Annotated in this window: 13 protein-coding genes; 7 read left to right on the top strand and 6 right to left on the bottom strand. The window is 71.9% G+C overall.

The window, feature by feature from the left end; genetic code table 11:
* Positions 1 to 162: 162 nt before the first annotated feature.
* Complete coding sequence (locus ACWGI8_RS27810) at positions 163 to 633, bottom strand: GNAT family N-acetyltransferase (RefSeq protein ID WP_453664955.1); 471 nt, start codon at positions 631 to 633, stop codon at positions 163 to 165.
* A complete protein-coding gene (locus tag ACWGI8_RS27815) occupies positions 633 to 1,403 on the bottom strand; it encodes an IclR family transcriptional regulator (RefSeq protein WP_453664957.1) in 771 nt (256 codons plus the stop codon). Before ACWGI8_RS27815 ends, ACWGI8_RS27810 begins: the two co-directional genes overlap by 1 nt.
* A 115-nt stretch (positions 1,404 to 1,518) precedes the next feature.
* Here ACWGI8_RS27815 and ACWGI8_RS27820 point away from each other — a divergent pair, with 115 nt between their 5' ends.
* A complete protein-coding gene (locus ACWGI8_RS27820) occupies positions 1,519 to 3,051 on the top strand; it encodes an aldehyde dehydrogenase (NADP(+)) (RefSeq protein ID WP_453664958.1) in 1,533 nt (510 codons plus the stop codon).
* A 16-nt stretch (positions 3,052 to 3,067) separates the two neighbouring features.
* Positions 3,068 to 3,670: a DUF1349 domain-containing protein gene (locus tag ACWGI8_RS27825; RefSeq protein WP_453664972.1), complete on the top strand. Its 603-nt coding sequence runs from the start codon at positions 3,068 to 3,070 to the stop codon at positions 3,668 to 3,670.
* Between the two features lie 68 nt (positions 3,671 to 3,738).
* On the opposite strand, the gene ACWGI8_RS27830 is transcribed toward ACWGI8_RS27825, so the two are convergent.
* Entirely contained in the window at positions 3,739 to 4,737 is a 999-nt protein-coding gene (locus ACWGI8_RS27830; protein WP_453664960.1) for a zinc-dependent alcohol dehydrogenase family protein, read from the bottom strand.
* A gap of 96 nt (positions 4,738 to 4,833) precedes the next feature.
* On the opposite strand from ACWGI8_RS27830, the gene ACWGI8_RS27835 reads away from it, so the two are divergent.
* From ACWGI8_RS27835 to ACWGI8_RS27850, 4 genes are all read left to right on the top strand, one after another.
* Positions 4,834 to 5,793 (top strand): AraC family transcriptional regulator, encoded by a 960-nt coding sequence (locus ACWGI8_RS27835; protein ID WP_453664962.1) that lies wholly within the window; start codon positions 4,834 to 4,836, stop codon positions 5,791 to 5,793.
* A 440-nt stretch (positions 5,794 to 6,233) separates the two neighbouring features.
* Positions 6,234 to 6,581: a hypothetical protein gene (locus tag ACWGI8_RS27840; RefSeq protein WP_453664973.1), complete on the top strand. Its 348-nt coding sequence runs from the start codon at positions 6,234 to 6,236 to the stop codon at positions 6,579 to 6,581.
* Positions 6,582 to 6,757: 176 nt separating this feature from the next.
* Positions 6,758 to 7,477: a DsbA family oxidoreductase gene (locus tag ACWGI8_RS27845; RefSeq protein ID WP_453664964.1), complete on the top strand. Its 720-nt coding sequence runs from the start codon at positions 6,758 to 6,760 to the stop codon at positions 7,475 to 7,477.
* A 104-nt stretch (positions 7,478 to 7,581) separates the two neighbouring features.
* On the top strand, positions 7,582 to 8,628 hold the full coding sequence (locus ACWGI8_RS27850) for an aminotransferase class V-fold PLP-dependent enzyme (RefSeq protein WP_453664965.1): 1,047 nt from the start codon (positions 7,582 to 7,584) through the stop codon (positions 8,626 to 8,628).
* Positions 8,629 to 8,660: 32 nt separating this feature from the next.
* Here ACWGI8_RS27850 and ACWGI8_RS27855 read toward each other — a convergent pair whose 3' ends face one another.
* The 3 genes from ACWGI8_RS27855 to ACWGI8_RS27865 all read right to left on the bottom strand — a co-directional run bounded on the left by ACWGI8_RS27855 (position 8,661) and on the right by ACWGI8_RS27865 (position 11,122).
* Entirely contained in the window at positions 8,661 to 9,680 is a 1,020-nt protein-coding gene (locus ACWGI8_RS27855; protein WP_453664966.1) for a hypothetical protein, read from the bottom strand.
* Positions 9,681 to 9,790: 110 nt separating this feature from the next.
* Entirely contained in the window at positions 9,791 to 10,318 is a 528-nt protein-coding gene (locus ACWGI8_RS27860; RefSeq protein ID WP_453664968.1) for a hypothetical protein, read from the bottom strand.
* A gap of 306 nt (positions 10,319 to 10,624) precedes the next feature.
* Complete coding sequence (locus ACWGI8_RS27865) at positions 10,625 to 11,122, bottom strand: MarR family winged helix-turn-helix transcriptional regulator (RefSeq protein ID WP_453664969.1); 498 nt, start codon at positions 11,120 to 11,122, stop codon at positions 10,625 to 10,627.
* A 176-nt stretch (positions 11,123 to 11,298) separates the two neighbouring features.
* Between ACWGI8_RS27865 and ACWGI8_RS27870 the strand changes: the two genes are divergently transcribed.
* Complete coding sequence (locus tag ACWGI8_RS27870; RefSeq protein ID WP_453664970.1) at positions 11,299 to 12,375, top strand: alkene reductase; 1,077 nt, start codon at positions 11,299 to 11,301, stop codon at positions 12,373 to 12,375.
* Positions 12,376 to 12,395: the final 20 nt, after the last annotated feature.

Genomic DNA, 12,395 nt, shown 5'->3' on the forward strand with positions numbered 1-12,395 from the left:
GTCCGGCACAGTGGGCCGCCCGGAAGCCTTCGGTGGAGGCCGGGACCGCCGCCGACCCGAGCGGCGTGATCACCCTGCTCGTCGGCTCCGACACCACCGGCGGCTCGCCGGTCGGCTACCGTCCCACCTCTTCCGGCGTCGGGCGTCGGTCCTGGCGGGCCCTCAGCCGTCGAGCCTGAGCACGAACTCCTCGGTCTCCTCGCCGCGCGCATGGGCGAAGCCGCGGTCCCTGCCGGTGATCGTGAAGCCGCACTTGGCCAGGACGCGCAGCGAGCCCGCGTTGTCGGTGGCGGCCCGCGCGTACAGCGGGCGCTCCGGTACGAGTGCGAGCAGCTCGCGCAGCGCCGCGGTGGCCACGCCGCGCCCCCAGTGGGCGCGGTCGATCCAGTACGTCACCTCGCGCTCGCCGGGCGGCCCGTACACGGCGGCATGACCGGCCACCACGCCGTCGACGAGCACCGTGCGATTGACGGCGTCGGAGGGGAGGATCCGGGCCCAGAGGGCGTCGAAGCGGGCCCGGTCGGTGGGATCCTCGGAGGTGAAGGCGGCCATCCGCGCGGCCTCGGGATCCTGCCCCAGCACGAAGAAGACATCGAGGTCCTGCTCCTGGACCTCCCGGAGAGTGACCGTCATCAGAGCCTCCGCGTGGCCAGCGTCAGCCGGTCCCGCGCGTCGAACAGCGCGTCCTTGATCATCTGCTCGTGGGCCGGGGTCAGCCGCGCCACCGGCACCGAGCAGCTGATCGCGTCCCGCGCCGGCGTCCGGTACGGGATGGCGACGCCGAAGCAGCGCAGCCCCAGCGTGTTCTCCTCGCGGTCCACGGCGTAGCCCTGCTCGCGGATCTGCCGCAGCTCCTCGATGAGCTGCTCCCGGTCGGTGACGGTGTGCTCGGTCAGCGCGGGCAGTGTCTCCGGCAGCATCTTGCGCACCTGCTCGTCGCTGTGGGTGGCGAGCAGCGCCTTGCCGAGCGAGGTGGAGTGGGCGGGCAGCCGGCGGCCGACGCGGGTGAAGGGGCGCAGATAGTGCTGGGACTGGCGGGTGGCCAGATACACGACGTTCGTACCGTCGAGGCGGGCCAGGTGGATCGTCTCCGTGGTGTCGTCCGAGAGCCGGTCGAGGGTGGGCCGGGCCGCCGCGACGACCTCGTCGCCGTCGATGTACGAGGTACCGACGAGCAGGGCGCGTACGCCGATGCCGTACCGCGTGCCCGTCGCGTCCGTCTCCACCCAGCCCAGCTCGACAAGGGTGCGCAGCAGCATGTAGAGACTGGACTTGGGATAGCCGACGGCTTCCTGGACGGCAGCGAGCGAATGCATACCGGGGCGTCCCGCGAAGTATTCGAGCAGCTCCACGGTTCGCACCGCGGACTTGACCTGTGCCCCACCCTGCTCGGCAGTTGCCATGGCCTTCACCCTTCTTGACCGCGCAGAACGCCCGGAAATAGAGTCCCCACATCCCATGGTATTCACCAGTGGGAACTCTGTTCAGAATACCGAACAACTCCGGAAGGAAGCCGCGGTGGGAGCAGCACCAGTCTGGAGTGTGGACCCCCGAACCGGGAAGCCGCGTGAGCAGGTCGCGGTCGAGGCCACGGCCGAGGAGGTCGACCGGGCGGTACGCGCGGCGGAGGCCGCCCGCCCCGCACTCGCCGACCGTACGGTACGCGCCGCGCTCCTGCGTACGGCCGCGGACCTCCTCGACGAGGCGGGCGAGTACGTCATCGAGGCCGCCGACGCCGAGACCGCCCTCGGGCCGACCCGGCTCACCGGCGAACTCGCCAGGACCACCGCCCAGTTGCGGGCCTTCGCCGATGTCGTCGACGAAGGCGCCTTCCTCGACATCCGCATCGACCACGCGGACGCCGGGCGCACCCCGCCGTGGCCCGATCTGCGCCGCTGGAAGATCCCGCTCGGCGTCGTCGCGGTCTACGCCGCGAGCAACTTCCCGCTCGCCTTCTCGGTGCCGGGCGGCGACACCGCGAGCGCACTCGCCGCGGGCTGCCCCGTCGTCGTCAAGGCCCACCCCGACCATCCGGCCACCTCCGAACTCTGCGCGTCCGCGCTGCGCAGGGCCGCCCAGCGGCTCGGACTCCCCGAGGACGTCGTGGTCCTGGTGCACGGCTTCGACGCGGGCCTGGAGCTCGTACGCCACCCGCTGGTCGCCGCCGCCGGCTTCACCGGTTCGGTACGCGGCGGACGCGCCCTCTTCGACGCGGCGGCCGCCCGGCCCGCGCCCATCCCCTTCCACGGCGAACTCGGCTCCCTCAACCCGGTCGTGATCACCGAGGCCGCGGCCGCCGAGCGGGCCGAGGCGATCGGCGCCGGCCTGGCCGGCTCGATGACTCTGGGGGAGGGGCAGTTCTGCACCAAGCCCGGCTTCGTCCTCGCCCCGGCGGGGGACGCGGGCGACCGCCTGCTGAAGTCCCTCACCGCGGCCGTGAGCGAGACCGAGCCCGGCGTGATGCTCGACCACCGGATGCGGGACGCCTTCGTCGCGGGCGTCACCGAGCGGGCCGCACTGGACGGCGTCGACGCGCCCGTCACCCCCGGCGCGGGCGGGGAGCACACCGTGAGCGCCGGCTTCCTGACCGTACCGGCGCAGCGGCTGGCCGCCGAAGGGCCGCACGATCTGCTGCTGGAGGAGTGCTTCGGGCCCGTCACCGTGGTCGCCCGGTACGCCGCTGCGGACGAGATCGAAGCCGTACTGTCCCGGCTGCCCGGCAATCTCACCGCCACGCTCCACCTCTCCGAGCAGGAGGCACGGGGGAAGGGCGCCGGGCTGCTCGCCGCGCTCACCCCGCTCGCCGGCCGGGTCCTCGTCGACGGCTGGCCGACCGGAGTCGCCGTCGCCCCCGCCCAGCACCACGGCGGCCCCTACCCGGCCACCACCTCCACCTCGACCTCGGTCGGAGCCACGGCGATCGAGCGCTGGCTGCGCCCGGTCACCTACCAGTCGGCGCCGCCCGCGCTGCTCCCGCCCGAGCTGCGCGACGACAACCCGCTCGGTCTTCCGCGTGTGGTCGACGGGCGCGCGGAGGGTCTGGAAAGCTGACCGCGTGACCGACGAGATGCACCTGCCCGAACTCCCCTTCGCGCTACGCCCGTACGGCCCCGACGCCGACTGGTCCTACGAGAACGGGATGCTCACCGGCTGGGCGGGCGCGCGGCAGGACCGATTCGTGCCGCCCACGGGTGACGCCCTGGACCCGGCCTCCGACGCGCCGCGCCTGCTCGGCGCGCCGGAGGGCGACTTCCAGCTGATCGCGCGGGTCAAGGTGGGCTTCGGTGCCGCGTTCGACGCGGGCGTGCTCTATCTGCACGCCGCCGAGCGCGAGTGGGCCAAGCTGTGCCTGGAGCTGTCCCCCGACAAGCCGACGATCTGCACCGTCGTCACCAGGGGCCACTCCGACGACGCCAACTCCTTCGTGGTGGAGGGCGACAGCGCCTGGCTGCGGATCAGCCGTACCGGGGGCGCCTTCGCCTTCCATGCCTCGACGGACGGCGAGCGCTGGACCTTCGTGCGGATCTTCACGCTCGGCACCCGCGAACAGGCGGAGGCCGCTCTCGTCGGCTTCATGGCCCAGTCCCCGGTCGGCGAGGGCTGTGTCGTCACCTTCGACCGGATCGAGTACCGGCCCGTCTGGCCGGAAGGCCTGCGCGACGGTTCCTGATCCGGCTGCCGGAACAGGCGTGAGGCCGTCTGCCGGACCGGGCGTGAGGCCGGCTCCCGGAGCGGCTGTCAGACCGTCACGACGATCTTGCCGAAATGGCTGTTGGACTCCATCAGCCGGTGGGCGTCCACGATCCGCTCCAGACCGTCGAGAACCTCGGCGATCACCGGGGCCAGCGACCCGTCGCGCAGCCCGGAACCGATGAAGTGGGCGGCGCGGCGCCTGCCTTCCTCGGACCTGACCACCGCGCCGTTGGCGTAGGTGTGCACGGTCTGCGGCCAGTTCATCGACAGCGCGACCGGGCGCGGGTCCAGCCAGCCGTAGAGCACGGCCGTACCGCCGGGCATCAGCGCGTCGCCGAGCCTCGCGAAGCCCGGGCCGCCGATCGCGTCGAAGGCCAGCTGCGCCCCCGCCCCGCCGGTGATCCGCCCGACCTCCTTCACCAGGTCCTCGTCGTCGGTGGTGATCACATGCGCCGCGCCCAGATCCAGCAGTCGCTGCGTCTTGGCGTCGCTACGGGTCGTGGCGATCGGGACCGCGCCGATCCGCGCGGCGACCTGAAGGGCAGCCGTGCCGACGCCGCTGGAGGCGCCGGTGATCACCACGTGGTCGCCGGGGCGCAGCCCTCCCGTCGTCACCATGCCGCCGTACGCCGTGGCGTACGTCAGCCAGGCGGCGGCCGCCGTCACCGCGTCCGTGCCCTCGGGGCGGGCGACCACGGAGGCCTCGGGCAGGACGAACCGCTCGGCATGGACACCGTGCACGCCGAAATCGAAATTGGCCGCAGTGAGCACCCGGTCGCCGGGCGCGAAGCCGGTGACGCCTTCGCCGACCGCCTCGACCACACCGGCCGCCTCGTAGCCGATCCGGGCGCCCGGGAGAGTGGCCTGGTAGTAGTACGTGCCGGAACGGAAGAGGGCGTCCGCGCGATTGAGGCCGAGCGCCTCGGCACGGATCAGCACCTCGCCCTGTCCGGGCTCGTGGAGGGGGACGTCCTCGACGGTGAGGACCTCGGGTCCGCCGAGCTCATGGAAGAGAACCGCCCTGGTCATGGGTGTAGTCGTCATGAGAACGACCGTATGCGAGCCCGGTGAGACGTTCCATGTCTCAGATGCTTGCCCTCATGTCCGATCGTCTCGTGGGTGCTGCGTTACGGTGAGTGCATGGACGTACTGAGCGATGCGATCGCCGCCATGCGCACGGGGAAACCCCACTCTGCGCGCACCGTCAAGTACGCCCCCTGGGGCGTGCACTACGAGCCGAGTGACGGCGCCGGATTCCATGTGGTGCTCCAGGGATCGGCCTGGCTGCTGCCTCCCGAAGGAGGCGAACCCGTCCTGCTCGGCCCCGGCGATGTGGTCTTCCTGGCCCGCGGATACGGCCACGGACTCGCCGACCACCCCGACACTCCGCTGGAAACCGTCGCGGTCGGCCCCGACGGCAGCTGGCCGGGCACCCCGGACCGGGTCCCCGCCACTGGCCGGCCCTCGGCCCTCCTGCTGTGCGGTGCCTACCAGTTGAGCCGTGCGCGGGCGCATCCCCTGCTCACCGAGCTGCCGCCGGTGATCCGTTTCCCCGCCCGGGTGGGCCAGTACCCCGCCCTGCGCTCCGCCGTCGAGCTGCTCGGTGCCGAACTGGCCGAGCCACAGCCGGGATCCGACGCCCTCGTACCCGCGCTCCTGGACACGATGCTGCTGTATCTGCTGCGCACCTGGTGGCTGCATGAACGCCCGGCCGAGCGGCGCGACGGCTGGGCCGCCGCCCTCGGCGACGCGGCCGTGAAGGCCGCCCTGGACGCCATGCACAGCGATCCGGCCCGCCCCTGGACGGTCGAGGAGCTCGGCGCGCGTGCCGGGCTGTCCCGCGCGGCGTTCGCCCGCCGGTTCACCGCCCTGGTCGGGCAGTCCCCGCTGGCGTACCTCACCTGGTGGCGCATGACCACGGCGGGCCGGCTGCTGCGCGAGAGCGACGCACCGCTCCGCGCGATCGCCGAACGCGCCGGCTACACCTCGGAGTTCGCCTTCGCCAAGGCGTTCAAGCGCGAGTACGGCCTGGCGCCGGGCCACTACCGCCGCGACGGAGGCAGGCCGTCGCCACTGCCGTCAGCAGCAGCGCCGCGCTGATCAGCAGGCTTGCACGCATGCCGGCCGCGAAGCCGCACGCGACGAGCGTGCCGGGAGGCGCCCGTACGCCGGCCGTCCCCGGGCGCCGGGCCGTGCGGCGGTCCTGCGACAAGGCCCTCGCCCGTGCAGAAGCCCGAACCCGCCTGCGTCCCGGCCCGGTTGCCTCGTCGTCCTTGTCGTACGTGGTTCTCTCTGCGGCGACGCTCCCTGCGCCAGCACATCCAGCGCCGCCTCGGCCTCACCCCGAGCGCCTACCGGACCGCCTTCTGCCGGCTCGCGGCGCGGCCGGTGGGTGACCACGGATCTCCTGGGCCGAGGTTGCCCCCTACGGGTGACAAGTGATCGTTTCCGCACCCGGTCCACGTGCCGCGACCGCCGGCTCATGGGAAGGCCTCGGGCGTTCCGTACGCCGTTCGACAAGGAGCCTTCCCGTGTCTCGCATGCGACTTCGCCACTCCACCGCAGCCGCCCTCGGCGCCCTCGTGCTCGTCCTGACCCTGCCCACGCCGGCCGGCGCGGCGACGGGCTCCTTCTCGTACGTCTACAGCGGCCTGGACGGCCGGCCGCAGCAGGCGGCCCTGACCGATCCGCCGAGCGGCGAGTGCATCACCCTCCCCGAGGTCGCGGACCCCTCCTCCTCCGCGCCCGCCTCCACCCCTCGCAACGACACCGACGCCGTGGCGGTGGTCTTCACCGAACCGGACTGCACGGGCCACTCCTTCCCGCTCCGCCCCTACGGCGGCCACGCCTCGGACCGCCTCAAGCTGCGCTCGGTCGTCTTCGGCTGAGCCCGCCGACTGCCCCGGTACACGCCCTGCGCGGTCTGCGCCGGGGCAGTCGCGCGTCCCGAGCGGGGGCCCTGGGCCCCAGGGCCTCCAGGAATGTTCCGGGCACCGCGCGTGTTGTGGCTCTGAACGGAGGCCCCCTCCGTCCTCAGCCCACACCCCGGAGAGAAAGCGGTCACATGCGCGTCGAGATCTGGAGCGACATCGCCTGCCCCTGGTGCTACATCGGCAAGGCTCGCTTCGAGAAGGGACTCGCGGCCTTCGCCCACCGCGACGAGGTCGAGGTGGTGCACCGCTCCTTCGAGCTCGACCCGAACCGGGCCAAGGGCGACACCGCCCCCGTGATCGACATGCTCGCGCAGAAGTACGGCCGCACCCTCGACGAGGCCCGTGCCATGGAGGCGCACGTCGCCTCCACCGCGCATGCCGAGGGCCTCGGATACCGCACCGAGGGCCGCGACCACGGCAACACCTTTGACATCCACCGGCTGCTTCACCTCGCCGGGGCCCGCGGCCGCCAGGACGAGCTGCTGGACCTCGTCTACCGGGCGAACTTCGCCGAGGAGCGGTCCGTGTTCGACCCGGAGGTCCTGGTCGGACTCGCCGTGGAGGCCGGGCTCGACGCGGACGAGGCCCGCGCCGTCCTCGCGGACGAGGACGCGTACGCCGATGACGTACGGGCCGACGAGCGTGAGGCCGCCGAGCTCGGGGCGAATGCCGTGCCGTTCTTCGTCCTCGACCGCCGGTACGGGGTGTCCGGCGGGCAGCCCGCCGAGGTCTTCACGCAGGCACTGGAGCAGGCATGGCAGGGCCGGGCGCTCGTCCAGGTCGGCACGGACGGCTCCGCGGACGCGGCCGCCTGCGACACGGACGGTTCCTGCGAGGTTCCGCAGGCCTGACACCGCAGCGGGAGCCGCCTGACCTCCACGCATAAGAACTGCTTGGAGGTGTCGGGCAATCATGCGTAATTGACTGATAGTTGCGGCGGCTCCAGGGTGGTCACATGGACACCCTGGGAGGCGCCGAGTTCGCGCCGACGTCGACGTACCTGAACACCTCCACCTGCGGTCTGCTGCCGCGCCGCACGGTCGAGGCCGTCAAGAAGCTCGTGGAGGAGATCGCGGACGGCCGCCCGGAAGGCTCGGGCAGCTTCGAGGCCGTGGAGGCCGCCCGCGCCTCCTTCGCCCGCCTTGCCGGCGTGTCCGCGGAGCGCGTCGCGGTCGGCGGCTCGGTCGCCGTGCACGTCGGGCTGATCGCGGCCTCGCTGCCCCCGGGCGCCGAGGTCGTCGCCCCCGAGGGGGAGTTCGCCTCGGTGGTCACGCCCTTCACGGCCCGCGGCGATCTGAAGGTGCGGTACGCACCGCTCGACGGGATCGCCGACGCCGTGCGGCCCGGAACCGCGCTGGTGGCCCTGTCCGCCGTGCAGTCGGCGGACGGGCGGATCGCGGACCTCCCCGCGGTACGGGCCGCCGCGGCCGCCCACGGCGCCCGCGTCCTCGTCGACGCCAGCCAGGCGGCGGGCTGGCTGCCGCTGGAGGCGGGGGCCTACGACTACACCGTCACCGCCGCCTTCAAGTATCTGCTCTGCCCGCGCGGAGCGTCGTTCCTCACCGTCACCGAAGAGGCTCAGGAGTCACTGGTCCCGGTCCATGCGGGCTGGTTCGCCGCCGAGGACCTGCTGGCGAGCACCTACGGGCCGGTCGAGGAGTTCGCCCGGTCCGCCCGGCGCTACGACGAGCCGCCGTCGTTCCTCGCCTACCACGCGGCCGAGCAGTCCCTCGCACTGCTGGAGGAGATCGGGGCCGGGACGATCCACGCCCACAACACCGCCCTCGCGGCCCGCTTCCGGGAGGGGCTGACGGAACTCGGCCACACGCCCGTCCCCGGGGACTCCGGCATCGTCGCCGTCCCCGGACTCGGCGCCCGGGAGCCGGATCTCGCCCGCGCCGGAGTCATCGTCTCGGCCCGCGCGGGCAATCTGCGAGCCTCGTTCCACCTCTACAACTCGACCGCCGATGTGGACCGGGCGCTGGAGGTCCTGTCCCGCTAGGCCGCGCCTCAGTCGAGGACCCGGTCTTCAGGTCACGGCCGGCGGGTGGCGCGAACGACCCCGAGCACTCCGGCGAGCAGCAGGACGACAGCTGCCGCTGCCGCGATGAAGACCGGGTCGAGTGCGCCGCCGTCATCCAGCTGGGACGGGACCGCTCCGGCGATGCCGGGTCCGTGCGGGAAGGTGATCCGGGCCTTGTGGGTCTCTTCCAGCAGCCCGCTCTTCAGCCGGAGGGACACCTCCCAGGGTCCGTCCTGCACCTGATCGGTGACGGTGACGGTCACCGGCTCCGTCTGTCCCGGTTTCAGGCTGGTGCCCAGCCGCACCGGGTACGGACCCGCGCTGAGGCTTCCGGACACCTGCTTCATCTTCATGTCGCCCGTGAAATCCAGTGCCCGCCCACCGGTGTTGTGCACCTGCGCGCGCACGACCGCCCGCCCGTCGCGGTCGCGGGCCGCCGTCATGGTGTCGACCGTGAATTTCGGCTGGGGCGGATTGTTGCCGCCCACCGAGAGGTAGATGCGGATACCGGTGCGGTTGACCAGTGAGATGCCGGCGCCGGTGTCGCGCCCGCTGACCTGCGCCCATACCACCCCGTATCTCTCACCAGGGGCCGCGTCCTCGGGCACCGCGATGGTCACGGTGCTGAGGGCGGTCGAGCGGGCCGGGATGTCCAGACTGCGCCTGCTGAGCTTGATCCAGCTGGTGAGCTCGTTGCCGATGCTGCCCGCGGCACCGACGAAGGCGCCGCGCCTGATGTCGGCGGCGCCGGGATAGACCGCGACCTGCAAGGCGGAGTCCGAGGCGTTCGACACCTCGATGCGCCGGTGCACCGTGATCCCCGGCTTCAGATTGTCGATGACGTACTGCCTCGCCCGGGGGTCGTCGATCAGGTCGACCGGTACGTCGACGATTCGTACGCCGATGCTGCCCGCGTCCGGGGGAGCCGGCCGATGCGCCGGGTCCGATGCGCGGGATGCGGGAGAGGCAGCGCCGGTGGCCAGGGCGATCGCCGCGGCCACCAGCACCGTGAGGGAAATGAACCTGCGCACAGGGCCTCTGTTGTCTTCTCTGTTCCGTATGCCTCAGTACTTCGGTGCTTCTGCGCCGCTGTACCTCAGTACTTCTGTGACGGCTTCTGTGACGGCTTCTGTGACGGCCGTCAGGAGACGGAGTGGGTGATCGTCGAGCTGTACGTGCCCGCCAGGGCGTTCGCGGGGATGGTCAGCTCGATGGTCGGGTTCCAGGTGGCCGAGTTGATTCCGCTCACGCCGGTGGCCGTCTGCACCGGGCCGGGCGGGTAGAGCGGGTCCAGGTCGCTGGCCGTGACGTTGGCGGTGCCGCTGACCGATGCCGACGGGGAGATGTAGCGGCTGGAGCCCGGCGCCGACACGGAGATGTTCTGCGGTCCGGTGAAGTCGACGGCGTTGGCGGTGGCCGTCCACCCGGTCGTACCGCCGCGGCCGTCCGTCACGGTCACATTGCCGAGCTGACTGCTGACTTCCTGCGGGTTGCTGCTGACGGCGACGGTTCCGAGATTCACCGGGCCCGCCGGTACGGCGATGTTGAGCGTGCCGGAGGTGACCTGGACCGTCACCGGGGTGTCCGCTGCCGAAGCCGGCACGGGGAAGGCCAGCGTCACCGCTGCCGCACCGGCAATGAGGGGGCTGATGACAAGACGTCGTCTCACCGTCTTCGACCTCGCTTGGTTACGTGGGGGGTGTGGGCAACACCGCGGAGCGCGGATGCTGAGCCGCAGGCTATGGGCGCCATGATCAAGTCGCTTGCCCACGCGAAGCGCGTGCCGGGGAAGTTCACCCGGTTGGGGAGGTTTTGGGGTGGCCGGGTCCCATATCTTCGGCGGCGTCCATGACGTGCACTGCCCTGAACGAGCGCGTCACGCCGTACCAGTTCGGGAAGTGGGGCCCCCGCGCCGCAGTGCGCAAGGAAGTGGCGCGGGGGAACCTCGCCGCAGCCGCCCAGGATCCGCCAGGCCCTAACGCCCCTGCGGGCACTCCGCCGACTCCGTGCAGAGATTCCCCTCGACCTTGGCCAGCAGCCGGCCCAGCTCGGCGCGCTCGGCCGGGTCGAGACCGGAGAGCGTGAGGTTCTCCAACTCGCTCCAGGCCCGTTGCACATCGGCGAGCAGCGCGCAGCTGGTGTCGGTCGACTCGACGAGCACCGCGCGCCGGTCCGCCGGGTCGGGAGTGCGCCGGACGTGCCCCGACTGCTCCAGCCGCTGGAGCATCTTGGTGACGGTCGACGGGTCGAGCTCGCAGATCTTGATGAGCTCCGACTGCCGTACGGGCCCGCAGTCCCAGAGGTGCATCATCACTATCTCCTGGCCGGGGTAGAGCCCGACCTGCTTGAGCAGCTTGCCCGCGGCGATGCGATGGAGCCGGGCGACCCGGGAGACGGCATGGCTGACCGGGCCGCCGCGGGCGGCCACCGGCAGCTTGTCGTAGGTACAGGCGGGGTCGGCCTCCGGCTTCATCGGGCCTCCTCTGGGCTGTTCCGGTGGGGATTCGCGGGCGTCTCCGGGCGTCTTCGGGCTTCTCCGACGTTCCCACACATCCCTTCGCCCAGATTACCTTGGTCGGCCAATGAATGCGTTACTGTGGAGCTCGGCATTTATTTGGCCGACCAATCATGTCTTTTCCGGGAGCCATCATGACCACCGCATTCGACCCGATCGACCTCTCCGGTACGCGGCTCGCCAACCGCATCGCCATGGCGCCGATGACCCGCAGTCGCGCCCATGGCCCGGGCCTCACCCCGACCGACTCCACGGTCGAGTACTACGCACAGCGCGCCTCGGCCGGCCTGATCGTCACCGAGGGCATCCAGCCCTCCGTCATCGGTCAGGGCTACCCCGACACCCCGGGCCTGCACAGCGAGGAGCAGATCGCGGCCTGGCGCAAGGTCACCGACGCCGTCCACGCGAAGGGGGGCCGGATCTTCGCGCAGCTCATGCACACGGGCCGCATCGGGCACCCCGTGATCTGGCCGGACCAGGAGCTGCTCAGCGTCGCACCGTCCGCCGTCGCCGCCGCCGGACAGCTGTACACCCATGAAGGGCCCAAGGACTTCCTGCCGCCGCGCGAGCTGTCCGGCGCCGAGGTGCGCGCCACCATCGGCGAGTACGCCGAGGCCGCACGCAACGCGATCGAAGCGGGCTTCGACGGCGTGGAACTGCACGGCGCCAACGGCTACCTCATCCACCAGTTCCTCTCCACCAACACCAACCAGCGCACCGACGAATGGGGCGGCTCCGTCGAGAACCGCATCCGCTTCGCGGCCGAGGTGACCCGGGCCGTGGTGGAGGCCATCGGCGCCGAGCGCACGGGCCTGCGTATCTCGCCCGGCAACCCGTACAACGACATCGCCGAGACCGACACCGAGGCGACGTACACCGCGCTGGTCCAGGCGCTGGAGCCGTTCGGCATCGGCTACCTGCACATCGTCGAGAACGTGCCGGGCCTGCGGGATCTGACACTCGCGCTGCGCAAGCAGTTCACCGGCACGTTCATCCTGAACCCGGTGACCGACGGGCCGACCGGCCCCGGCGAGCTCGCCCTGGTCGAGGACGGCACCACCGACATCGTGTCGTACGGCGCGCTCTTCCTCGCCAACCCGGACCTGCCGGCCCGGCTCGCGGCGGGCGGACCGTACAACACCCCCGACATGGCGACCTTCTTCGGCGGTGACGACAAGGGGTACATCGACTACCCGGCGCTCGCCGTGTAGGCCCGGACAGGGCCCAGGCC

The sequence above is a fragment of the Streptomyces sp. NPDC054841 genome (assembly GCF_053611045.1).